The sequence below is a fragment of the Streptomyces asoensis genome, from assembly GCF_016860545.1.
Classification (GTDB): Bacteria; Actinomycetota; Actinomycetes; order Streptomycetales; family Streptomycetaceae; genus Streptomyces; species Streptomyces asoensis.
This window is the reverse complement of the sequence record NZ_BNEB01000003.1, coordinates 1,775,534-1,798,069: the sequence shown is the minus strand read 5'-3', so window position 1 is coordinate 1,798,069 and position 22,536 is coordinate 1,775,534. Positions and strand designations below refer to the sequence as shown.

Sequence of the window (22,536 nt, the reverse complement as noted above, 5' to 3'; positions counted from 1 at the left end):
GGGGCATGGGCGTGGGTGATCGGGGGGCGAGGGGGCGTGACAGGTGTCACCAGAGGGCGTGCGTGGTCGTCAGTGCGCGGGTTTCAGCGGCAGCAGGGCGCTGATGCGGAATCCTCCGCCGGGCCGCGGGCCCGCGTCCAGGGTGCCGCCCACCATGCCCACCCGCTCCCGCATCCCGATCAGGCCGTGGCCCGCCCCGTCCACGCCGCCCTCCTCGTAGAGCTCGTGCGGGGCGCCCTTGCCGTCGTCCTCGACGAGCAGGCCGAGGCCGTCGTCGAAGTAGACCAGGCGCACGCTCGCGCCCGTGTTGGGCCCCCCGTGCTTGCGCGTGTTCGTCAGCGCCTCCTGCACGATGCGGTACGCCGTCAGCTCGACGCCGCTGGGCAGCGGCCGCGGGGTGCCCTCGACCTTGAAGTCGACCGGCAGGCCCGAGCCGCGGCACTGCTCGACCAGGTCCTCGATCTGCTCCACGTCCGGCTGCGGCACGTACTCGCCGCCCTCCTGGTGCTCGCCGGTGCGCAGCACGCCCAGCAGGCGGCGCATCTCGGCGAGGGCCTGACGGCCGGTGGACGAGATCGTCTCCAGGGCCTTCTTCGCCTGGTCGGGCGCGGCGTCCAGGACGTAGGCGGCACCGTCCGCCTGCACCACCATCACCGACACGTTGTGCGCGACGACGTCGTGCAGCTCGCGCGCGATACGGGCGCGCTCGGCGGCCACCGCGACCTTCGCCTGCGCCTCGCGCTCCTTCTCGAGGCGGGCCGCGCGCTCCTCCAGCTGCGCGAAGTACGCGCGACGGGTGCGGATGGAGTCGCCGAGCACCCAGGCGAGCGCGAACGGCACCGTCTGGAAGACGATGACCGCGACCTGGCCGGGCACGCTCGCGTTCTCGTGCGGCCAGCGCAGCTGCGCCAGGGTGGCGGCGCTCAGCGCCATGACGAGCGAGAGCCGCGAGGCCCAGCGGGCGCCGGTCGCCGCGACCGTGTAGACGATCACCAGCAGGGCGAAGTCGGCCGCCGTGACCCCGACGTTCAGCACCAGCTGGGCCAGTCCTAGCGCGGCGGCGAGCACGAGCATCTGCTCGGGCAGCCGCCGCCGCAGGGCGATGACCAGGCACAACAGGAAGACCACCGGCACCAGCAGCGCCATGGAGTCGGTACCGCCGCGGTCCTGGCCCGCGGTCCCGGCGGCCGCGGAGATCCCGAACAGGACGATGGCCCAGAAGCCGTCCACCCCTGTCGGGTGTCTGCGGAGGAAGTCATAGAGGCGCTGCACGTGACCCAGCGTAGGGAAGCCCGATGCGTGCAGGGGTCAACCGGAGGGCCGATCCGGTCCGGGCCCGCGTACTCCCCAAGGTGGATGCCGTGATCACCTGTACGCCTAGTCTGGCCGCGTGACGGACGAGGTGACGGGCGCGGACGAGTGGCGCGGCTGGCGGGCGGCGACACAGGCCGCGCTGTACGGCGTCGACGGCACGGGCGGCTTCTACCGGCGGCCCGAGGGCCCGGCCGGGCACTTCAGGACGTCCGTCCACGCGTCGCCGCTGTTCGCCGGGGCCGTGGCCCGGCTGCTGTGCCGGGTCGACGAGGCGCTCGGCCGGCCCCCGTCGCTCGACTTCGTCGACCTGGCCGCCGGGCGGGGCGAGCTGGCCAGCGGGGTCCTGACCGCACTCCCCGCGGAGGTCGCGGCGCGCACGCGCGCGTACGCCGTCGAAGTGGCCGACCGCCCGGCCGGCCTCGCTCACGGGATCGAGTGGCTGTCCGAGCCGCCGGGGGAGGTCCACGGGCTGCTCTTCGCCAACGAATGGCTGGACAACGTGCCCCTCGAGGTCGCGGAGGTCGACCCCGCGGGGGTGGCCCGGCTGGTGCTCGTCCGCGCCGACGGGACGGAACGACTCGGGGAGCCGGTGTCGGGCGCGGAGGCGGAGTGGCTCGCGCGCTGGTGGCCGGCGGCGGGCGAGGAGGGGCTGCGCGCGGAGATCGGGCTGCCCCGGGACACGGCGTGGGCGTCCGCCGTCTCGTGCGTCCGGCACGGGCTGGCGGTGGCCGTGGACTACGCGCACACCGCGGACGCGCGCCCTCCGTACGGCACGCTCACGGGCTTCCGGGAGGGACGCGGGACGGCGCCCGTGCCGGACGGTTCCCGCGACATCACGGCCCATGTGGCGCTGGACGCGTGCGCGGAGGCGGGGGCGAGGGCGGTCGAGGGCGCGGGGCACGGCCACGCCGGCGCGCGGCTGCTCACCCAGCGCGCCGCGCTGCGCGCCCTGGGCCTCACCGGTGCCCGCCCCCCGCTCGCGCTGGCGTCCACGAACCCCGCCGCGTACGTCCGCGCCCTCGCGAGCGCCGGGGAGGCCGCCGAGCTCCTCGCCCCGGGCGGACTCGGCGACTTCGGATGGCTGGTCCAGCCGGTCGGCATCCCCGACCCGCTGGACCCGCCGATTCCGGCAGGCCCGTCGATTCCGGAAGGTCAGTGACGTCCGGACGCCAGGACTCCCGGATCGCGGTGCTGCCAGGGGCCTACTTGTCGATGTCCCCGACCACGAAGAACATCGACCCCAGGATGGCCACCATGTCCGCGACCAGGGTGCCCGGCAGCAGTTCGGTGAGCGCCTGGATGTTGTTGTACGAGGCCGAGCGGAGCTTCAGCCGGTACGGGGTCTTCTCGCCCTTGCTGACCAGGTAGTAGCCGTTGATGCCGAGGGGGTTCTCGGTCCACGCGTACGTGTGCCCCTCGGGCGCCTTGAGGACCTTCGGGAGCCGCTGGTTGATCGGGCCCGGCTCGAGCTCCCCCAGCCGGTCCAGGCACGCGTCCGCGAGGTCGAGCGCGTTGTGCGTCTGCTCCAGGAGGCACTCGAAGCGCGCCAGGCAGTCGCCCTCGGTCCGGGTCACCACGCGCAGGGTGTCCTGGAGCTCCCCGTACGCGAGGTACGGCTCGTCCCGGCGCAGGTCGAAGTCGACGCCCGAGGCGCGCGCGATCGGCCCGCTCACGCCGTACGCGTGCACGTGCTCCGGCGCGAGCGTGCCCACGTCCCGGGTGCGGCCGCGGAAGATCTCGTTCCCGAGCACGAGGTCGTCGAAGACGTCCATCCGGGAACGGACGGCCGCGACGGCGCCACGCGCGCGTGCGGCCCAGCCGGCCGGCAGGTCCTCCTTGAGGCCGCCGACGCGGTTGAACATGTAGTGCATGCGCCCGCCGGAGACCTCCTCCATCACGTTCTGGAGCACCTCGCGCTCGCGGAACGCGTAGAAGACCGGGGTGATGCCGCCCAGTTCGAGGGGGTAGGACCCGAGGAACATCAGGTGGTTCAGCACCCGGTTCAGCTCGGCGAGCAGCGTCCGGGTCCACACCGCGCGGGCGGGGACCTCCATGCCGAGCATCCGCTCCACCGCGAGGACCACGCCCAGCTCGTTCGAGAACGCCGACAGCCAGTCGTGGCGGTTGGCCAGCATGACGATCTGCCGGTAGTCGCGCGCCTCGAACAGCTTCTCCGCGCCCCGGTGCATGTAGCCGATCACCGGCTCCGCCTGCCGGATGCGCTCGCCGTCCAGGACGAGCCGCAGGCGCAGCACGCCGTGCGTGGAGGGATGCTGGGGCCCGATGTTGAGCACCATGTCGGTGCTCTCCGCGGCACCGCCGATCCCGACCGTGGTCTGCGTGGTCTCCGTCGTGGGAGTCATGGGCACAGTCTCCCTCACGTGTTCCGCTCCGTACGCTGACGGTATGGATACGGGCAGCACGGGTGGCGTGGAGACGACGGCGGCCGGACCGGTGTGGATCGCCCTGCCACCGGGACTGCTGCGGATGCGACGGCTGTTGCTGGTGGTGTGGCTGGGGCTGACGGCCGTCGGCGTCGGCCTGCTCCTCGGTCTGCTCGTCGGTCCCGCGTGGGCCGCGTTCGCCCTGCTGCCCCTGGCGGCCACCGGGTGGGGCTGGGTGCTGCTCGGCCGCAACTGGCGCTCCTGGCGGTACGCCGAGCGCGCGGACGACCTGCTGATCAGCCGGGGCGTGCTGTGGCGGGAGGAGACCGTCGTGCCGTACGGGCGCATGCAGCTCGTCGAGGTCACCTCCGGGCCGGTCGAACGGCACTTCGGGCTGGCCAGCGTGCAGCTGCACACCGCGGCCGCCGCCACCGACGCCACCATTCCCGGCCTGGAACCGGCCGAGGCGGAACGGCTGCGCGACCGGCTCACCCGGCTCGGCGAGGCCCGATCGGCGGGGCTGTGACGTCCCCGGGCGTCGGGGACGGCGCCCGCGGCATACCCCCCGCCCCGGCCGGACCGGCCGCCGCGGCCCCCGCGGAAGCGGTCTCGGGCGCGCGGCCGCCGTTCACGCCCACCGAGCGGCGGCTGCACCCGGTCACGCCCTTCCGGCGGGCGTGGGCGCCGGTCGCGGTGGTCGTCGGATGGGCCGTGCACGACCCCGACCAGGCTCAGGAGCAGCTGACCAGGCTGACCACCACCACCCTGCTGATCGCGCTCGCCGTCCTCGTCCCGGCCGCCTCCCTCTACGGCTTCCTGACCTGGTGGTTCACCCATTTCTCGGTGACCGAGAGCGAACTGCGCATCCGTACCGGCCTGCTGTTCCGGCGGGCCGCGCACATCCGGTTGGAACGCATCCAGGCGATCGACGTCAGCCGTCCGCTGCTGGCGCGGATCGCGGGCGTCGCGAAGCTCCGGCTCGACGTGGTCGGCGCCGAGAAGAAGGACGAGCTGGCGTTCCTGGGCGAGGAGGAGGCCCGCGCGCTGCGGGCCGAACTGCTGGCGCGGGCGGCGGGCTTCGCGCCGGAGACGGCGCACGAGGTGGGCGAGGCGCCCGCGCGCGAGCTGCTGCGCGTGCCCCCGCGTGAACTGGCGATCGCGCTGGCGCTGACCGGCGCGACCTGGGGCGCACTGGTCGCCGCGCTCGTCGTGCCACCGCTGCTGTGGCTGGCCACCCACAGCGTGTGGACGGTCCTCGCGACCGGCCTGCCCCTGCTGGGCGCGGCGGGCGCGAGCAGCGCGGGACGGTTCGTCGGCGAGTACGACTGGACGGTCGGCGAGTCGCCGGACGGGCTGCGCATCGACCACGGGCTGCTGGACCGCACCCACGAGACCGTGCCGCCCGGACGGGTGCAGACCGTGCGGATCGTCCGGCCTCTGCTGTGGCGGCGGCGGGGCTGGGTGCGGGTGGAACTGGACGTGGCCGGCTCGGCCAACTCCGTCCTGGTGCCGGTCGCCCCGCGGGAGGCCGCGGAGGCCGTCGTCGCGCGCGTGCTGCCCGGCGTGAGCGTCCCGTCCGAGGCGTCGCTGTCGCGTCCGCCGCGGCGGGCCGGGCGGTGCGCGCCGGTGTGGTGGCGAGGCCAGGGCATCGCCGTCACGGACACGGTGTTCGCCACCCGGCACGGACTGCTGCGCCGCAGCCTCGCCCTCGTCCCGCACGCCAAGGTGCAGAGCGTGCGGCTCACCCAGGGGCCCTGGCAGCGCCTGTGGGGGCTCGCGGACGTCCATGTGGACACGGGGGCCGACAAGACCGTCACAGCCCGGCTGCGGGACGCACAGGAGGCCGCCGGGCTGCTGCGCGCGCAGGCCGAACGCTCACGGACCGGGCGCCTGGACGCCCGGCCCGACCGCTGGATGGCCTGACACCGCCCCACCCGCACCCGGGAGGGGCGGCGTCAGGAGACCGCGCTGCGCAGTCCCTGGAGGTCGATCTGCTCCGTCTCGTCGTGGGCGGTCAGGTCGATGACCTGGCCCACACCGCGTGCCGCCTCGTCGACGGGCTTGAACTCCGCCGCCTCGGACTCGGCCTTGTGCAGGGCGAGGGCCTCCTGGCCGACGACGTCGGCGAGGTCCTCGTTCTGCACGGCCTCCAGGGCGTGGGCCGACGCGTTCTTCGTACCGAAGAAGTCGAACCCGCCCTCGGCCGTCGGACGCCGCAGCGGCTCCGCCGCCGGTACGACGGCCACGGCGGTCGGCACGGCGAAGTGCCCGGAGGGGCGCCGCTGCACGGCACCGGCCGGACGGGGGACGATCGCCCCTGCCCCTGCCCCTGCCCCGGCTTCGGCTTCGGCTTCGGCTTCGGCGGCAGCAGGCACGGAGGCGGAGCCGGGGTGCGGTGCGACCGCGGGCCGCACGGGCTCCGCGTCGTCCACGGGCCCGCCGGCCGTGACGGCCCCGGCTTCGGCCCGGTCCGCCTCGTCGGCGTCACGGACCGCGTCGGCGGCGCCGGCCCCGGCGTCCGCGTCCGCGTCGTTCGCGTGGCCGGAGTCCCGGTTCGCCCCGGCGGCGTCCCGCTCCCCGTCGACCGCGTCCGTCGCGGTCCCGGTGTCCTCGGTCTCGCGGGCCTGGTGGGGGGCGGTCGCGCGCGCGTGCTCGTCGACCGCCTCGGGATTCCCCTGCGCCTCGTCCTCCTGCGCGGCCTCCGCCCCGCCGTCGGCGGCCTGGGCGCCGACCTCGGCGGCAGCCGCCGGCGCGGGCTCCCCGCCGGTGTCGTCGTCGGCCTTCGGCGACCCGACGCGGTCGGAGTCGAGCCGGTCCAGGGCGGCCTGGGCCCGCAGGAACAGCTTGGATCCCTCGGGCGAGAAGACGGCCTCGGCCTTGGTCTTCCCCTCGGCCTCGCCGCCGTCCTCGGTGCCGTCGCCGTCGACCTCGTCGGTCTCTTCGGTCGCGTCGATCTTGTCCGTCCCGGCCGCCTCGCGGGCACCGGAACCCGCCTCGGAGGCGTCCGTGCCCTCGACGACGTCCGCGCTGTCCGCGCTGTCGGCGTTCCCGAGGCCCTGGACGTCCGCGTCCACGTCCGTCTCGCGCGGGCCGGCCGTGCCGGTCGTCTCCGCGTCCTGCGCCGACCGCGCGGCGGGCAGCGCGGGCGTGGGGGCCGCCTCTATCTCGAGCAGGCGGCGGCCCTCCAGGGCGCTCGCCCGCTCGGTCTCGGCCGTGGCGTAACGGCGCAGCAGCGCGGCGTGCTCGTTGCGCAGGCCCGCGAGCTCGGCGCGCTTGGACCGCAGCCGCTGCTCCAGCTTGACGCGCAGTTCACGCGATTCGTCGAGGTCGCTCTCGAGCTCGGCGACGCGTTCCTCGTAGCGCCACTCGTCGCTGGCACGCGAGCGTGCCAGGTCGGCGACCTGTTTGCCGGCCTGCATGTCCCAGCGGCGCATCACGACCGCGCCGAGGATCGCCGTCGCGGCGGCGGCCGCGGCCAGACCCCGCAGCGCCGCCGGTTCCGTGAACACCCATGGGCCGAGGGCGCAGACGAGGGAGACGCCTGCGATTGCCGAGGGAGGTAGCAGCCTGTGCAAAGGCGGTGAATGGCGGTGACGTCCACGTGGCATGGCCAGAAACTTACCGCGCGTAGGCGAATGTTGGCGCCCCGCCCCGCAAAAACACGGCCATACCGAAGTCATCACGGGACATCAGGAAACAACGCGGTCACGGAATTCCACAAGAACAAGATCATTTCTCGCTCGCCGCATCACCGGCACCCGCCCCGTACGCACCCCGCCCCCGCCCCCTGCCCGCCCCTGCACCCGCCCCCGCCTGCCCCCGAGCCCGCCTGGCGCCTGCCCCGGGCCCGGGATCCACCACGGCCCGGAGCCCGTCACCGCGCGCTCAGCCGTCCGCTGATCCACTGGAGCGCCGGGGGGATCTCGCGCCGCCATGTGTTGAAGTTGTGCCCGCCGCTTTCCAGGATGATGGACGAGATCCTGGTCGTGCCCGTGGCCTTCGCGAGCCCTATGAACTTCTGGGTCGCCCGGTAGTTGGATTCACCGGACTTGCTGCTGGTGATCAGCAGGGAGGTGTCCGGAGCGGAACGATTCTTCAGAAACCAGAGCAGATCCGCCTCGTTGCGCAGGGTCGCGTTGCCGTGGAAGAGGTCGCCGGTGGTCGGGTCCGACGGCGCCTTGTAGTACGCCGAGAGCCCCGCGCCCGCCGCGTACACCTCCGGGTGGTGCATCGCCAGCTTCAGCGCGCAGTAGCCGCCCGTGGAGTCCCCGATGATGCCCCAGCTGCCGGGCTTCCTGCCCACCCGGTAGTGGGCCGTCACGGCGTCCGTCAGGTCCTTGGCGAAGAACGTCTCGGTCTGCGGGCCGCCCGGGATGTCCACGCACTCCGTGTCCCGCGGCGGCGCCACGGTCGGCCGCAGCATCACAAGGATCATCGGCTGCATGCGCCCGTCCTCGGCGAGCTGGCGCGCGGTGCGCGGGTAGTGCAGCTTGTCCACGAGCGCCTGCGCCGTGCCGGGGTACCCCGTCAGGACGACGGTCGCGGGGAACGTGCGCGTGCGGTACCGGGGGTCGAAGTACTCCGGCGGCAGATACACGTACGCGGGCGTGGCTATGTGTGTCGTGGGACCGTCGACGGCGACCTTCTGGATCTGACCGGCGAAGCGCGGACGCCCGCCGCCGTCCACGCGGCGGGTGTCGAGCACCCGCAGCGGCCCGGCGGGCGCGCCGCCCGCCGCGTGGTCGACGACCACGCCCTGGTCGGTCTCCTTGCCGAACAGGTCCGCCCAGCTCGCGTAGAAGCCGAACGCCTGGTTGGCGGCCAGCCCCACCGACGCGAAGAGCATCAGCTGGGTGGCCAGCAGCAGGCCGATCCGCCCGCCGACGGCCCGCCAGCCGCTGCGCGCCAGACGTGGCCACAGCCACACCGTGCCGACGAACAGCAGTAAGGCGAACAGCACTGACAGCAGCAGCGTTTTGTCGCTAGTGAGACCCATGCGGTGGTTTCCTGCCTGCTCTCCGTCCGGGATCCCGCCCGCTCCCCCCGGCTCCTTCGCGAGGGCTTGTCCCGGACTTTCCTTGGCCTTTTCAGTGGCTTTGAAGAGATGAGTGAACCTCTCTCCCCAAGACACCGTCCTAGAGGGCGCAATGTCGCCGGATGCCCGAATCGGGCCCGGGTCCAAGGTCTCTCGCGGAACTACGGGATGCGATGTCTGTCACTCAAGATGGGGAAATGTCGGGCGGGGTTCCGCACCGATCAAGCCGGGTGCGGCAGATAGTGCGAGGTCCGCGCCCCGAGTCCGTCCCCGGCCTGGTCGCCCGGGCCTGTGCCCTCGTGGGCCTGCTGGATGTCGCCGGAGGCGTCTTCCCGCGCTTCAGGCACAGCCGTATGCACACCTTCGCCGAGGTGCTGCCCGGCTCGTTCGGACCCTTCGCGGCGGCGCTGTCCCTCAGTGCCGGCGTCCTGCTGCTGCTGCTCGCCCACGGCCTGAGGCGCGGCAAGCGGCGCGCGTGGCGCGCGGCGGTGGTCCTGCTCCCGGCGGGCGCGGTGGCCCAGTTCGTGTACCGGCACTCGATCGTGGGCGCGCTGATCTCGGTCGCGCTCCTCGTTCCCCTGCTGCTGCACCGCGACCAGTTCGCGGCGCTGCCGGATCCGCGCAGCCGCTGGCGCGCGCTCGCCAACTTCGTCCTCATGGGCGCCGGTTCCCTCGGTCTCGGACTGATCATCGTCAGCGTCCACCCGCGGCGCATGATCGGCGACCCGAGCCTGGCCGATCGCATTACGCACGTCCTGTACGGCCTCTTCGGCTTCGAGGGCCCGGTCGACTACCAGGGCAACACCTCGTGGACCGTCGCCTTCTCCCTCGGCGCGCTCGGCTGGATCACCGCGGTCACCACGATCTACCTGGCCTTCCGCCCCGAGCACCCGGCCGCCCGCCTCACCGAGGACGACGAGGTGCGCCTGCGGGCCCTGCTGGACAAGCACGGCCGCCGCGACTCCCTCGGCCACTTCGCGCTGCGTCGCGACAAGGCGGTGGTCTTCTCCCCCAGCGGCAAGGCCGCGGTCACCTACCGCGTCGTCTCCGGCGTGATGCTCGCCAGCGGTGACCCCATCGGCGACGTCGAGGCCTGGCCCGGCGCCATCGAACGCTTCATGGACGAGGCCAAGGCCCACTCCTGGACGCCCGCCGTCATGGGCTGCTCGGAGACCGGCGGCGAGGTCTGGACCCGTGAGACCGGACTCGACGCCCTCGAACTGGGCGACGAGGCGGTGGTGGACGTGGCGGATTTCTCCCTGGCCGGCCGCGCGATGCGCAACGTGCGCCAAATGGTCAAGCGCATCGAACGCGCCGGTTACGAGACCCGGGTCCGGCGCGTCCGTGACCTCGGCGAGGGCGAGCTGGAGCGCATCCGGCTGGCCTCCGAGGACTGGCGCGGGACCGACACCGAGCGGGGCTTCTCCATGGCCCTCGGCCGTGTCGGCGACCCCTCCGACGGGGACTGCCTGATCGCCACCGCCCACAAGGCCGACGAGGTCCCCGGCGAGTACGGCGATCTGAAGGCGATCCTGCACTTCGTGCCCTGGGGCCCGGACGGCGCGTCCCTCGACCTGATGCGCCGCGACCGCTCGGCCGACCCGGGCATGAACGAACTGCTGATCGTGGCCGCGCTCCAGGCCGCCCCGAAGTTCGGCATCACGCGCGTGTCGCTGAACTTCGCCATGTTCCGCTCGGCACTGGCCCGCGGCGAGAAGATCGGCGCCGGCCCGGTGCTGCGGGCCTGGCGCGGACTGCTCGTGTTCCTCTCGCGCTGGTTCCAGATCGAGTCGCTGTACAAGTTCAACGCCAAGTTCCAGCCGCGCTGGGAGCCCCGCTTCGTCGTCTACCGGGCCTCCGGCGACCTTCCCCGCATCGGCTTCGCGGCCATGCAGGCCGAAGGCTTCGTCAATCTCGCCCTGCCCCTGCCGCGCTTCCTGCGCCGGCGCTCCAAGGCGGCACGCGTGTGTGCGCACACGGTCGCGGAGCGGGACGTACGGGCGGCATAGCCCCGGCGGGGCCGGTCCGGCACGCTCCGGGCCCGCACCGCCGGGAGCGGCCCGGGTGGCGGCCCCGCCCCCTCCCAGCCCTGGGGCCTCCTCCCGGGCCGTGCCACGGCACGGTTCCGTCCTGGGCCTACGCTGAACGCATGAGCAAGCAGAGCGGACGCGGGCGCGTCGTCGGCCTTCCGGAGTGGGACCGCTGCGCGGTCATGGGAGTCGTCAACGTGACCCCCGACTCCTTCTCCGACGGCGGCCGCTGGTTCGACACGACGGCCGCCGTCAAGCACGGCCTCCATCTCGTCGCCGAGGGCGCCGACCTCGTGGACGTCGGCGGTGAGTCCACCCGACCCGGTGCCAGCCGGGTCGACGAGTCCGAGGAGCTGCGCCGGGTCATCCCGGTGGTCCGCGGCCTCGCCTCCGAGGGCGTCACCGTGTCCGTGGACACCATGCGCGCCTCGGTCGCCGCGCAGGCCCTCGCCGCCGGCGCGGCCCTCGTCAACGACGTCAGCGGCGGCCTCGCCGACCCGGCGATGATCCCGGCCGTGGCGGACGCGGGCGCCCCCTTCGTCGTCATGCACTGGCGCGGCTTCCTGGAGGGCGGCAACGTCGCTGGGGCCTACGCGGACGTCGTCGCCGAGGTCGTGGACGAACTGCACGCGCGCGTGGACGCCGTCCTGGCGGGCGGCATCTCCCCCGACCGCGTCGTCGTCGACCCCGGGCTCGGCTTCTCCAAGGAGGCCGACCACGATCTCTCCCTGCTGGCCCACCTGGACCGGCTGCACGCCCTCGGGTACCCGCTGCTGGTGGCCGCCTCCCGCAAGCGGTTCCTCGGCCGCGTCCTGGCCGGCCCGCAGGGCGCGCCGCCGCCCGCCCGCGAACGCGACGCGGCGACCGCCGCCGTCTCCGCGCTCGCCGCCCAGGCAGGCGCGTGGGCGGTCCGCGTGCACGAGGTGCGCGCCACGGCGGACGCGGTACGGGTCGCGCGCGCCGTGCAAGGGGCGCGCGAGGACGACGCCGCGCCCGGCGCGGAGGGAGCCCGGTGAGCGCCCCCCACACGGACGTCGAACAGGTCGAGGCCGCCAACACGGCCTTCTACGAGGCGCTGGAACGGGGCGACTTCGACGGGGTCTCCGCGCTCTGGCTCACCCCGGCCGACCTGGGCGTCGACGAGACCTACCACGACCCCGCGGACGTCGGCGTCGTCTCCTGCGTGCACCCCGGCTGGCCCGTGCTGACCGGGCGGGGCGAGGTGCTGCGGTCGTACGCGCTGATCATGGCGAACACCGACTACATCCAGTTCTTCCTCACCGACGTCCATGTCTCCGTCACCGGCGACACCGCGCTGGTGAACTGCACCGAGAACATCCTCAGCGGGGGCCCCGCCCCCGACGACGGCGAGGAGCTCGGGCCGCTCGTCGGCCAGCTGGTGGTCGCCACGAACGTGTTCCGCCGCACCTCCGACGGCTGGAAGCTGTGGTCCCACCACGCCTCCCCGGTGCTGACGGAGAACGACGAGTCCGACGCCCCCGGCAACCCCGACGACTCCGAGGGCGAGGACGGACCCGCCTAGCGGGTGGGCGGACCGCGGGAGAGGACGCGAGGCCCCGGCGACCCACAGGGAGCAAGAAGTGGTTGGAATCACGACCTGTGGGTAGGGGCGGCTACCAGCCCTTGAGCCGCCGGGCTCCCCCGGGGAAACACCCGGTGAACAGTCCTGTCCCCGTCCCGTGCCGCCACGGTCGGAGGCCGGGTCTGCCGGTGCTCGCGGGTAGATTCGTTCGAGGCCGGGGTGCCGCCCGCACCTGGCACGCACCGGCCCATACCGACGACTGACGGAGTGATTCGCGTGGATCGTGTCGCGCTGCGCGGCCTGAAGGCCCGCGGGTACCACGGCGTGTTCCCCAAGGAACGCGAAGAGGGCCAGACCTTCATCGTGGACCTCGTGCTGAGCCTGGACACCCGACCGGCCGCGGCCGACGACGACCTGGCGAAGACCGTGCACTACGGCATCGTCGCGGAGGAGGTCGTCGCCGTCGTCCAGGGCGACCCCGTCGACCTCATCGAGACGCTCGCCGAGCGCATCGCCCAGGCCTGTCTGAAGCACGAAGGGGTCCAGGAGGTCGAGGTCTGCCTCCACAAGCCGGACGCGCCGATCACCGTCCCCTTCGACGACGTCACCGTCACGATCACCCGGAGCCGAGTATGACCGCGTTCATCACCGGAGGTCAGAGCGACCCGACCGTCCAGCCGGTACCCGCCTCCGTCGTCGAGCAGGTCGACGCCGCCGACACCACGCTGCACAACCCCAAACGGGCCGTGATCTCGCTCGGCTCCAACCTCGGCAACCGCCTGGAGACCCTCCAGGGCGCCATCGACGCCCTGGAGGACACCCCCGGGGTCCGTATCAAGGCGGTCTCCCCGGTGTACGAGACGGAGCCGTGGGGCGTCGAGCCCGGCAGCCAGCCGTCGTACTTCAACGCGGTGGTCCTGCTGAAGACGACCCTCCCGCCGTCCTCGCTGCTGGAGCGGGCGCACGCGGTCGAGGAGGCCTTCCACCGGGTACGGGAGGAACGCTGGGGCGCGCGCACCCTCGACGTCGACATCGTCGCGTACGCCGACGTCGTGGACGACGACCCGCACCTCACGCTCCCGCACCCCCGCGCCCACGAACGCGCCTTCGTGCTCGCCCCCTGGCACGACGTGGAGCCCGAGGCGCAGCTGCCGGGCCGCGGCTCGGTCGCCGGCCTGCTCGACACCGTCACCCGCGAGGGTGTGGCGGCGCGCAAGGACCTGGAACTCCACCTGCCCGAGTAGTCGTTAAGGTCGACAGGACCACTGCCCGCGGGATGTCCGTGCCCGCGGGCTCGGGGGAGTTGAAGGGACACCGTGAAAGAGCTGCGCATCAGGGTGCTGGCCGGCGTGTTCGGCGTGGCCGCGATCCTGTCCTGGGCCGGGGCCCGGCTGTGGAGCGCCGTCGGGACCCTTCCCAGCGTCCCGCTGGCCGCGCCCATCGTCCTCGCCCTGATCGCCGTGGTCCTGACGGCCACCGCGCTGTCGCTGCGCGCCCGTCTCAAGGCCCAGCGCGAGCGCCGCCCCGAGGCCAAGGGCGTCGACCCCCTGATGGCGGCCCGCGCGGTCGTGTTCGGCCAGTCCAGTGCCCTGGTGGCCGCCCTCGTCTCCGGCATGTACGGCGGCACGGGTGTCTACCTGCTGGAGTCCCTCGACATCCCCGCCCGCCGCGACCAGGCCATCTACGCCGGCTTCTCGGTGCTGGCGGGCATCGCGGTCATAGCCGCGGCCATCTTCCTGGAGCGCGTCTGCAAGCTCCCCGAGGACGACGACCAGGACAAGGGAGCCGCGTCACCGGCCTGACACCCCTGTGCGCGTACCGGCCGAAGACGGGGCCGGCGTACCGGTGTCAGCGCGCCATGATCAGGCTCATCGCCTCGTTGCGGGTCGCCGCGTCGCGCAGCTGACCGCGCACCGCCGAGGTGATGGTCTTGGCACCGGGCTTGCGGATGCCCCGCATGGACATGCACATGTGCTCGCACTCCACGACGACGATCACTCCGCGCGGCTCCAGGATCTCCATCAGGGAGTCGGCGATCTGCGTGGTGAGACGTTCCTGCACCTGCGGGCGGCGGGCGTACACGTCCACGAGACGGGCCAGCTTGGACAGGCCGGTGATCTTCCCGGAGGTGGACGGGATGTAGCCGACGTGGGCGACCCCCCGGAACGGCACCAGATGGTGCTCGCAGGTGCTGAACACCTCGATGTCCTTCACCAGGACCATCTCGTCGTGCCCCAGGTCGAACGTCGTGGTCAGCACGTCCTCCGGCTGCTGCCACAGACCCGCGAATATCTCCCGGTAGGCCCGCGCGACCCTGGCCGGTGTCTCCCGCAGTCCTTCGCGGTCCGGGTCCTCCCCGACAGCGATCAGCAGCTCGCGTACGGCGTTCTCGGCGCGCTTCTCGTCGAACTCGCCGATGGAGCCGTCGCTGTCCAGCGTCACGGGGTCGGTCATCAGGTGCCTCGTTCCTTTGCGGGTCGCGCATGCGGTTCACGCGCCTCATGTGCGGCAGGGGAGAGCATCAGACGGAAATGCCGCGCCCCCCAGGCTAGAACCTGGGGGGCGCGGCATCCATTCCGGGCCTGATGGGGGGCACCGGGAGCCGGTCAGCTCTCGGGGCGGTCCTCCGGGGCCGGCTCGGTCACCGGGGTGGACTCCACCGCGGTGGTCTTCGCCGTGGAGATGGCCGGCGTGGCGCCGTTCGCGCCGTTCGTCAGTGCGAGCTCCCGGGGGGAGAGCACCGGCGGACGGGTGGACGGCGTACGCCGCGAGGAGCCGGTCCAGGCGGGCCGGGGCGGACGCTTGACGATCGGAGCGAAGACCTCGGCGATCTGCTCCTTGTTCAGCGTCTCCTTCTCCAGCAGCTGGAGCACCAGCTGGTCGAGGACGTCGCGGTTCTCTACCAGGATCTCCCAGGCCTCGTTGTGCGCGGTCTCGATCAGCTTCTTGACCTCTTCGTCGACCAGCGCGGCGACCTCTTCCGAGTAGTCACGCGGGTGCGACATCTCCCGGCCCAGGAACGGCTCGGTGTTGTCGCCACCGAACTTGATCGCACCGAGACGCTCGGTCATGCCGTACTGCGTGACCATCGCGCGGGCCGTCGCGGTGGCCTTCTCGATGTCGTTCGCGGCACCGGTGGTCGGGTCGTGGAAGACCAGTTCCTCGGCGGCGCGGCCACCCAGCATGTACGCCAGCTGGTCGAGCATCTCGTTGCGCGTGGTCGAGTACTTGTCCTCGTCCGGCAGGACCATCGTGTAGCCGAGGGCCCGTCCGCGCGACAGGATCGTGATCTTGTGGACCGGGTCGGAGTTCGGCGAGGCCGCCGCGACCAGGGCGTGGCCGCCCTCGTGGTACGCGGTGATCTTCTTTTCCTTGTCCGACATGATCCTGGTCCGCTTCTGCGGGCCCGCCACGACGCGGTCGATGGCCTCGTCCAGCGAGTGGTTGTCGATGAGCTTCTTCTCGCTGCGCGCCGTGAGGAGCGCCGCTTCGTTCAGCACGTTCGACAGGTCCGCGCCGGTGAAGCCGGGGGTGCGACGGGCGACGGCCGACAGGTCGACGTCCGGGGCGACCGGCTTGCCCTTCTGGTGGACCTTGAGGATCTCCAGACGGCCCTGCATGTCCGGGCGGTCGACCGCGATCTGACGGTCGAAACGGCCGGGGCGCAGCAGCGCGGGGTCGAGGATGTCGGGGCGGTTCGTGGCGGCGATGAGGATCACGCCGCCCTTCACGTCGAAGCCGTCCATCTCGACGAGCAGCTGGTTCAGCGTCTGCTCGCGCTCGTCGTGACCACCGCCGAGGCCGGCGCCGCGGTGGCGGCCGACCGCGTCGATCTCGTCGACGAAGACGATCGCCGGGGCGTTCGCCTTGGCCTGCTCGAAGAGGTCACGGACCCGGGAGGCACCGACACCGACGAACATCTCGACGAAGTCGGAACCGGAGATCGAGTAGAAGGGGACGCCCGCCTCGCCGGCCACGGCGCGCGCGAGGAGCGTCTTGCCGGTACCGGGCGGGCCGTACAGGAGTACGCCCTTGGGGATCTTGGCGCCGACGGCCTGGAACTTCGCCGGCTCCTGGAGGAACTCCTTGATCTCGTGCAGTTCCTCGACGGCCTCGTCGGAGCCCGCCACGTCGGCGAACGTCGTCTTCGGGGTGTCCTTGGTGATGAGCTTGGCCTTGGACTTCCCGAAGTTCATGACCCGGGAGCCGCCGCCCTGCATCTGGTTCATCAGGAACAGGAAGACGACCACGATGAGGACGAAGGGGAGCAGGGACAGCAGGATCCCGACGAAGGCGTTCTGCTTCGTCGGCGAGACTGTGTACCCGTCCGGGATCTGCTTGTCCTGGTACTTGGTCTGCAGCGTGTTCGCAATGGTCACGCCCTGGTCGCCGATGTAGCTCGCCTGGATCTTCGAGCTGTCCTTGACCTTCTCGCCGTCCTTGAGCGTGACCTTGATGGTCTGCTCGTCACCGGTGGTGAGCTTGGCCGACTCGACCTTGTTGTCGTTGATCGCTGCAATGACCTGGCCGGTGTCCACCGTCTTGTAGCCGCCGGACGAGCCGACGACCTGCATCAACACGACCACGGCAAGGACGGCCAGCACGATCCACATGACCGGCCCACGGAAGTATCGCTTCACGTCCATCCATACGGAGCGGTGTCGCCCCGTCCCTCCTGCCATAGTGAGTTTGATAAGACAGTTCTTCTGACGGTACCCCAGCTTCGTCACGCAAAGCCGCACGGGACGGCTGTCGCACCCGTCTGCATGCCTTAACGGCGCGAGGCCCGCCGGGGTTCCCGATCTTCGTACGGGGGTTGGGCCCTTCGGGTTCAGCCGCCGTAGACGTGGGGCGCGAGCGTACCGACGAACGGGAGGTTGCGGTACTTCTCGGCGTAGTCGAGGCCGTAGCCGACGACGAACTCGTTGGGGATGTCGAAGCCCACCCACTCGACGTCGATGGCCACCTTGGCGGCCTCGGGCTTGCGCAGCAGCGTGCACACCTTGAGGGAGGCGGGCTCGCGCGAGCCGAGGTTCGACAGCAGCCAGGACAGCGTCAGGCCGGAGTCGATGATGTCCTCGACGATCAGGACGTGCCTGCCCTTGATGTCGGTGTCGAGGTCCTTGAGGATCCGCACCACACCGGAGGACTGGGTGCCCGCGCCGTAGGACGACACGGCCATCCAGTCCATCGTGACAGGGGTGGACAGCGCCCGGGCGAGGTCGGCCATGACCATCACCGCGCCCTTGAGGACGCCGACGATGAGCAGGTCCTTGCCCGCGTACTCCGCGTCGATCTTCGCTGCCAGGTCGGCCAGCTTCGCGTCGATCTCTTCCTTGGTGATGAGCACCTCTTTGAGGTCGGTGCCCATGTCTTTCGCGTCCACCCGCATCACTTTCGGTTGTCCCAGCGGCCACCGGGACCGCCCACGACCACGTCAGCGGTCCTGCCGGAGGGCCCGGATTCAGCCTTGCCGAATCACCAGTCTGCCACCCTGGCGCTGAGCCACGACTTTGCCGGGGAGATTGATGACCCCCTGGCCGCGCCAGCCCGTGATCAGCCGGTCGACCTCCTCGATGTGCCGGGCGAAGAGGGAACCGGCCGGAGCGCCCGCCTCGATGGCGGCACGGCGCAGGATCCGGCGGCGTACGGCGGGCGGCAGCGCGTAGAGCTTGGCGCACTCCAGCAGTCCGGCGGCGTCCCGTACGGAGGACTCGGCCTGGCCCGCCCAGGCGTCCAGCGCGTCGGCGTCGTCACGGGAGAGCTGGGCCGTACGGGCGAGTGCTTCGACGACGCCCTTGCCGAGGGCCTTCTCCAGCGCCGGCAGGCCCTCGTGGCGCAGCCGGGAGCGGGTGTAGGCCGGGTCGGCGTTGTGCGGGTCGTCCCAGACGGGCAGGGACTGGACCATGCACGCCTTGCGGGCGGTCTGCCGGTCGAGCTGGAGGAAGGGGCGGCGGTAGCGGCGGGCGGCGCCGGGGCCCCCGGAGACGGCCGCCATCCCGGACAGCGAGCGGATGCCGGATCCGCGGGCGAGGCCGAGCAGGACGGTCTCGGCCTGGTCGTCGCGGGTGTGGCCGAGCAGGACGGCGCAGGCGCCGTGCCGTTCCGCGGCGGCGTCGAGGGCGGCGTAGCGGGCGTCGCGGGCGGCCGCTTCGGGTCCGCCCTCGCGGCCGACGGTCACCGCGGTGGCCTCCACGGGATCGAGGCCGAGTTCGCGCAGGCGGAGGACGACTTCTTCGGCGCGCAGGCCGGAGCCGGGCTGGAGGCCGTGGTCGACGGTGACACCGCCGGCCCGGATGCCGAGCCGGGGCGCCTCGAAGGCGAGGGCGGAGGCGAGGGCCATGGAGTCGGCGCCGCCGGAGCACGCCACGAGCACGAGCGGCGCTGCCGGTCGCTCGTGCGGGTCCGCCTCGGGGGCGGGTCGGTCGTTGAGGATGTCGTGAAGTACGCGGCGGACCGCCAGGCGTATCGCCGCGACCGCAGGATGGGGACCCACTGTCCGGTTCCCTTCATGAAGTTTTCGGGGGTGAGCCCGAGGGTTCGGTCACTCAGAGTGTGTAGATGGTGACAGAACCGGGGCGTTCCCCGAGCATTGCACGCCTACCGGGACCTCACGGTCCCTCGGACGGGTGATTGAAGGGGCGTTCTCCTGCCGACGGCCGGATTCGGTCCACCGCTCTGCTCGCGGGTTCACGACTCGGCCTTGCGGTGCACCCGCGCGACCCAGTCGGCCGGCTTCGCGATCTCGGCCTTGGTCGGAAGTGTGTTCGGGGAGGTCCAGACGCGGTTGAAGCCGTCCATGCCGACCTGGTCCACGACTCCGCGCACGAAGCGCTCGCCGTCCCGGTACTGCTTGAGCTTGGCGTCCAGGCCCAGCAGCCTGCGCAGCGCGATGTCCAGGCGGGAGGCGCCCTTGGCGCGGCGCTGCTGGAACTTCTCGCGGATCTCGGCGACGGAGCCCACGACTTCGGGGCCCACTCCGTCCATCACGAAGTCGGCGTGTCCCTCCAGGAGGGACATCACGGCGGTGAGGCGCGCGAGGATCTCCCGCTGGGCGGGCGTCTGGACGAGTTCGACCAGGGAACGGCCGCCGTCGTCCTCCTCGCCCTCGGGCCTGCCGCCGGCGAGGGACTGGGCGGCGTCGCGCACCCGCTCCAGGAACGTCATGGGGTCGACGTCGGTCTCGCCCAGGAACGACTGGATCTCGCCCTCGAGGTGGTCGCGCAGCCAGGGGACGGCGGAGAACTGGGTGCGGTGGGTCTCCTCGTGGAGGCACACCCACAGCCGGAAGTCGTGCGGGTCCACGTCGAGTTCGCGTTCCACGTGGACGATGTTCGGCGCGACGAGAAGCAGCCGGCCGCCGCCCTGGGTTCCGGCGGGCAGCTCGCGGGTGGCGGGGGCGAACGTCTCGTACTGGCCGAGGACCCGGGAGGACAGGAACGACAGCAGCATGCCCAGCTCGACACCGGTCACCTTGCCGCCGACGGCCCCGAGCATCGCGCCGCCGGGGGTGTTGCCGCGCCGTTCCTGCATCTTGTCGAGGAGCGGCTTGAGGATCTCGCGGAAACCCGCCACGTTCGCCCGCACCCAGCCGGGGCGGTCGACCACCAGGATCGGGGTGTCGTGGGTGTCCTCGGTGCCCATCCGGGTGAAGCCCCGGACGTGTCCCTCGGAGGCCTTGGCGTGCCGGCGCAGTTCCGCGACGACGGCACGGGCCTCGTCACGGCTGACCTCGGGTCCCGGCCGCACGAGCCGGGTCGCTGTCGCGACCGCCAGATTCCAGTCGACCATCCCCGCAGAAGCAGCGCCACCGATGCTCGTCATGCGTCAACCGTACGTGAGCGCCGCCCTCGGGGGCAGGCCGCGCGGGAGCGGTCAGGGAGATGTCAGGGTCGGGAGCCGGGGACGGCTCGGGGGTGCCGGGCCGGGCCCGCTCAGCGGCAGCCGCACCCCGCCAGCGCCGTGGCGGCGCGGTCCAACGCCGCCTGGGCCGCCGCCGGATCCGTCGTGTCGGCGGCCAGGAGCGCGAACGCCAGGAGGCGGCCGTCCCGGTCGACGACCGTACCGGCGAGGGTGTTCACGCCGGTCAGGGTGCCGGTCTTGGCGCGCACCACGCCGGCCGCCCCTTCGGTGTAGCGGCTGGTGAGGGTACCGGTGAAGCCGGCGACGGGCAGACCGGTGAGCACGGGGCGCAGTTCGGGGCGGCCGGGGTCACCGGCCTTGACCAGAAGGGCCGTCAGGAGGTTCGCGGTGAGCCGGTCCTGGCGGTCGAGGCCGCTGCCGTCCTTGACCCGGACACCGGTCAGCGGCAGTCCGAGCTTCTTCAGCTGCGCCTGGACGGCCCGGCCGCCGCCCGCGAAGTCGGCGCGCACGCCGGTCGCGACGGCCGTCTGGCGGGCGAGGGCCTCGGCGATGTCGTTGTCGCTGTTGGTGAGCATGCGTTCGACCAGGGCGGACAGCGGGGGCGAGGAGACCGTGGCGAGGGTCTTCGCGCGCGTGGTGGCCTTGGAGGGGCCTGGCGCCGAGGTCGTGATGCCGGCGCTCTTCAGGAACCCGGCGAACGTGCGGGTCGCGTCGGCCGCCGGATCGTCCACGCGGGCGGCCGGGCCGCTGGTGGAACCGTCGGTGCGGCCCTCGTCGGCGGACAGCGGGGTGACGGGGGCGAGGTTGGGGTTGACCCCGATGGGGTGAATCCGGCTCCCGGCGTAGAGCGTCGTGTCGTAGGACAGCGTCACCCGGGTGAGGCCGCTCTTCTTCAGGGCGGCGGCGGTCCGGGCGGCGAGCGTGCGCAGGTCGGCCCATCCCCCGGTGCCCGCACGGGCCGTCAGGGTGGGGTCGCCGCCGCCGACGAGGACGAGTTCCTTCGTGTCGGACTCCAGCGCGGCGCGCGTGGTGAAGCGGTGCTCGCCGCCCATCGCGGAGAGCGCGGCGACCGCGGTGGCGATCTTCGTGGTGGAGGCGGGGGTCAGCGCCTGGTCGGCCCCCGCGGCGTAGAGCCGCTTGCCGGTGGCCACGTCGACGACCACGGCGGTCTGCCGGGCGCCGAGGGCCGGATCGTCCAGGAGGGGGCCCAGGACGCCCGCGAGGCCGGTACCGGTCGGCAGGGCCGCCGGGGCGGATTTCACGGTGCCGGTGGCGCCGCCGAGGCCCGCGAGGACGGACGCGGCGCTCGGCGCGGGCTTCGGCGCCCCGGCCGCGCTGCCGGGCGCCTCGGACGTACCGGACGTATCGCCCTTACGGCCGTGATCTGTGCCACCCGCCTGTGCCAGGGCGGCGGCCCGGTCCCGCTCCGCCGTACGCTGACCGGTGGAGTCCCAGGGACCGGCGGCGGTCACCACACCGGCGGCCAGTGCCAGTCCGGCGGTCGCCGCACCCGCGGTGTACTGCCACGACCTGGCGTTCGGACCGGCCTTCGTGATCCGCTCGAGCTGCGGCTTCGCGACCTGTGCGAACCGTGCGGCCTGCGGCTTCGCGGCGGCGGCCACGCGCGCGAGACGAGGCCGTACGATCCCTGCGGCCCGTGCCAGACGCGGTCGTACGGCGTCCGTGACCCGCACCAGATGGGGTCTCGCGGCCCGCCAAGGCCTCAGCTCTGGCACGAACACCAGCCCCTTTCGCGATCACACAGCAGCGTGAGGGACACTTAACCACCAGAACTATGTGTTGATCATGGAGGAGCCACCGGTGGAGTTCGACGTCACGATCGAGATCCCGAAGGGTTCGCGGAACAAGTACGAGGTGGACCACGAGACCGGTCGGATCCGCCTGGACCGTCGACTCTTCACCTCGACCGCCTACCCGACCGACTACGGCTTCGTCGAGAACACCCTCGGCGAGGACGGCGACCCGCTGGACGCGCTGGTCATCCTGGACGAGCCGACCTTCCCGGGTTGCCTCATCCGGTGCCGCGCGATCGGCATGTTCCGGATGACCGACGAGGCCGGCGGCGACGACAAGCTGCTGTGCGTCCCGTCGACCGACCCGCGCGTGGAGCACCTGCGGGACATCCACCACGTGTCGGAGTTCGACCGTCTGGAGATCCAGCACTTCTTCGAGGTCTACAAGGACCTGGAGCCCGGCAAGTCCGTCGAGGGCGCCGACTGGGTCGGCCGGACCGACGCCGAGGCCGAGATCGAGCGGTCCTACAAGCGCTTCAAGGACCAGGGCGGCCACTGAGGCACCGCCGGCGCCTGACGCCGTGGAGAGGGCCGTACGCGTGCGCGTGCGGCC

At 72.5% G+C, this 22,536-nt stretch carries 20 protein-coding genes; 10 read left to right on the top strand and 10 right to left on the bottom strand.

The features are described from left to right. Window positions 1-69 precede the first annotated feature (69 nt). Window positions 70-1,272, bottom strand: coding sequence for a sensor histidine kinase (locus Saso_RS20680; protein ID WP_189926933.1), 1,203 nt, complete (start codon window positions 1,270-1,272; stop codon window positions 70-72). 118 nt (window positions 1,273-1,390) lie between these two features. Here Saso_RS20680 and Saso_RS20675 point away from each other — a divergent pair, with 118 nt between their 5' ends. Then, complete coding sequence (locus Saso_RS20675) at window positions 1,391-2,473, top strand: SAM-dependent methyltransferase (protein WP_189926934.1); 1,083 nt, start codon at window positions 1,391-1,393, stop codon at window positions 2,471-2,473. Window positions 2,474-2,516: 43 nt separating this feature from the next. On the opposite strand, the gene Saso_RS20670 is transcribed toward Saso_RS20675, so the two are convergent. Then, window positions 2,517-3,677 (bottom strand): NADH-quinone oxidoreductase subunit D, encoded by a 1,161-nt coding sequence (locus tag Saso_RS20670; RefSeq protein ID WP_189926935.1) that lies wholly within the window; start codon window positions 3,675-3,677, stop codon window positions 2,517-2,519. A gap of 43 nt (window positions 3,678-3,720) precedes the next feature. Between Saso_RS20670 and Saso_RS20665 the strand changes: the two genes are divergently transcribed. Beyond that, the gene (locus tag Saso_RS20665; protein ID WP_189926936.1) at window positions 3,721-4,224 is read left to right on the top strand and encodes a PH domain-containing protein; all 504 of its coding nucleotides are present in this window, start codon (window positions 3,721-3,723) and stop codon (window positions 4,222-4,224) included. After that, window positions 4,221-5,621, top strand: a complete 1,401-nt coding sequence (locus Saso_RS20660) for a PH domain-containing protein (protein WP_372442459.1) — start codon at window positions 4,221-4,223, stop codon at window positions 5,619-5,621. The genes Saso_RS20665 and Saso_RS20660 overlap by 4 nt, the downstream gene beginning before the upstream one ends. A gap of 32 nt (window positions 5,622-5,653) precedes the next feature. On the opposite strand, the gene Saso_RS20655 is transcribed toward Saso_RS20660, so the two are convergent. Together Saso_RS20655 and Saso_RS20650 are read right to left on the bottom strand one after the other, a co-directional pair. Next, on the bottom strand, window positions 5,654-7,306 hold the full coding sequence (locus Saso_RS20655) for a hypothetical protein (protein WP_189926937.1): 1,653 nt from the start codon (window positions 7,304-7,306) through the stop codon (window positions 5,654-5,656). Between the two features lie 266 nt (window positions 7,307-7,572). Continuing rightward, a complete protein-coding gene (locus Saso_RS20650; protein ID WP_189926938.1) occupies window positions 7,573-8,694 on the bottom strand; it encodes an alpha/beta hydrolase in 1,122 nt (373 codons plus the stop codon). A 236-nt stretch (window positions 8,695-8,930) separates the two neighbouring features. Between Saso_RS20650 and Saso_RS20645 the strand changes: the two genes are divergently transcribed. From Saso_RS20645 to Saso_RS20620, 6 genes are all read left to right on the top strand, one after another. After that, window positions 8,931-10,742 carry a phosphatidylglycerol lysyltransferase domain-containing protein gene (locus Saso_RS20645; RefSeq protein ID WP_189926939.1) on the top strand — a complete coding sequence of 604 codons (1,812 nt, stop codon included), beginning with the start codon at window positions 8,931-8,933 and terminating at the stop codon, window positions 10,740-10,742. 140 nt (window positions 10,743-10,882) lie between these two features. Further along, entirely contained in the window at window positions 10,883-11,779 is an 897-nt protein-coding gene (gene folP, locus Saso_RS20640) for a dihydropteroate synthase (protein WP_189926940.1), read from the top strand. Further along, window positions 11,776-12,306, top strand: coding sequence for a nuclear transport factor 2 family protein (locus Saso_RS20635; protein ID WP_189926941.1), 531 nt, complete (start codon window positions 11,776-11,778; stop codon window positions 12,304-12,306). The genes folP and Saso_RS20635 overlap by 4 nt, the downstream gene beginning before the upstream one ends. 276 nt (window positions 12,307-12,582) lie before the next feature. After that, a complete protein-coding gene (gene folB / locus Saso_RS20630) occupies window positions 12,583-12,942 on the top strand; it encodes a dihydroneopterin aldolase (RefSeq protein WP_189926942.1) in 360 nt (119 codons plus the stop codon). Continuing rightward, the gene (folK, locus tag Saso_RS20625; RefSeq protein ID WP_189926943.1) at window positions 12,939-13,550 is read left to right on the top strand and encodes a 2-amino-4-hydroxy-6-hydroxymethyldihydropteridine diphosphokinase; all 612 of its coding nucleotides are present in this window, start codon (window positions 12,939-12,941) and stop codon (window positions 13,548-13,550) included. Before folB ends, folK begins: the two co-directional genes overlap by 4 nt. Before the next feature lie 72 nt (window positions 13,551-13,622). Continuing rightward, on the top strand, window positions 13,623-14,108 hold the full coding sequence (locus Saso_RS20620; RefSeq protein WP_189926944.1) for a DUF3180 domain-containing protein: 486 nt from the start codon (window positions 13,623-13,625) through the stop codon (window positions 14,106-14,108). A 46-nt stretch (window positions 14,109-14,154) separates the two neighbouring features. Here the strand turns inward: Saso_RS20620 and folE are convergent, their stop codons facing one another. The 6 genes from folE to dacB all read right to left on the bottom strand — a co-directional run bounded on the left by folE (window position 14,155) and on the right by dacB (window position 21,911). Next, entirely contained in the window at window positions 14,155-14,760 is a 606-nt protein-coding gene (folE, locus tag Saso_RS20615) for a GTP cyclohydrolase I FolE (RefSeq protein WP_189926945.1), read from the bottom strand. Window positions 14,761-14,912: 152 nt separating this feature from the next. Further along, window positions 14,913-16,952: an ATP-dependent zinc metalloprotease FtsH gene (ftsH, locus tag Saso_RS20610; protein WP_189926946.1), complete on the bottom strand. Its 2,040-nt coding sequence runs from the start codon at window positions 16,950-16,952 to the stop codon at window positions 14,913-14,915. Between the two features lie 185 nt (window positions 16,953-17,137). Beyond that, entirely contained in the window at window positions 17,138-17,698 is a 561-nt protein-coding gene (hpt, locus tag Saso_RS20605; protein ID WP_189926947.1) for a hypoxanthine phosphoribosyltransferase, read from the bottom strand. A gap of 72 nt (window positions 17,699-17,770) precedes the next feature. Beyond that, window positions 17,771-18,802 carry a tRNA lysidine(34) synthetase TilS gene (gene tilS, locus Saso_RS20600; protein WP_189926948.1) on the bottom strand — a complete coding sequence of 344 codons (1,032 nt, stop codon included), beginning with the start codon at window positions 18,800-18,802 and terminating at the stop codon, window positions 17,771-17,773. A 194-nt stretch (window positions 18,803-18,996) separates the two neighbouring features. Further along, window positions 18,997-20,130 carry a zinc-dependent metalloprotease gene (locus Saso_RS20595; protein WP_189926949.1) on the bottom strand — a complete coding sequence of 378 codons (1,134 nt, stop codon included), beginning with the start codon at window positions 20,128-20,130 and terminating at the stop codon, window positions 18,997-18,999. Between the two features lie 110 nt (window positions 20,131-20,240). Further along, window positions 20,241-21,911, bottom strand: coding sequence for a D-alanyl-D-alanine carboxypeptidase/D-alanyl-D-alanine endopeptidase (gene dacB, locus Saso_RS20590; RefSeq protein WP_189926950.1), 1,671 nt, complete (start codon window positions 21,909-21,911; stop codon window positions 20,241-20,243). A 79-nt stretch (window positions 21,912-21,990) separates the two neighbouring features. Here dacB and Saso_RS20585 point away from each other — a divergent pair, with 79 nt between their 5' ends. Then, entirely contained in the window at window positions 21,991-22,482 is a 492-nt protein-coding gene (locus tag Saso_RS20585) for an inorganic diphosphatase (RefSeq protein WP_007452023.1), read from the top strand. The last annotated feature ends 54 nt before the right edge of the window (window positions 22,483-22,536 follow it).

Bases quoted from the DNA above. Each gene is read 5' to 3' on its own strand.
- Saso_RS20595 (WP_189926949.1), bottom strand. From the start codon at position 20,130: ATGACGAGCATCGGTGGCGCTGCTTCTGCGGGGATGGTCGACTGGAAT.
- folK (WP_189926943.1), top strand. From the start codon at position 12,939: ATGACCGCGTTCATCACCGGAGGTCAGAGCGACCCGACCGTCCAGCCG.
- Saso_RS20650 (WP_189926938.1), bottom strand. From the start codon at position 8,694: ATGGGTCTCACTAGCGACAAAACGCTGCTGCTGTCAGTGCTGTTCGCC.
- folE (WP_189926945.1), bottom strand. From the start codon at position 14,760: ATGACCGACCCCGTGACGCTGGACAGCGACGGCTCCATCGGCGAGTTC.
- Saso_RS20645 (WP_189926939.1), top strand. From the start codon at position 8,931: ATGTCGGGCGGGGTTCCGCACCGATCAAGCCGGGTGCGGCAGATAGTG.
- Saso_RS20655 (WP_189926937.1), bottom strand. From the start codon at position 7,306: ATGCCACGTGGACGTCACCGCCATTCACCGCCTTTGCACAGGCTGCTA.
- Saso_RS20665 (WP_189926936.1), top strand. From the start codon at position 3,721: ATGGATACGGGCAGCACGGGTGGCGTGGAGACGACGGCGGCCGGACCG.
- Saso_RS20670 (WP_189926935.1), bottom strand. From the start codon at position 3,677: ATGACTCCCACGACGGAGACCACGCAGACCACGGTCGGGATCGGCGGT.
- ftsH (WP_189926946.1), bottom strand. From the start codon at position 16,952: ATGGACGTGAAGCGATACTTCCGTGGGCCGGTCATGTGGATCGTGCTG.
- folP (WP_189926940.1), top strand. From the start codon at position 10,883: ATGAGCAAGCAGAGCGGACGCGGGCGCGTCGTCGGCCTTCCGGAGTGG.
- hpt (WP_189926947.1), bottom strand. From the start codon at position 17,698: ATGCGGGTGGACGCGAAAGACATGGGCACCGACCTCAAAGAGGTGCTC.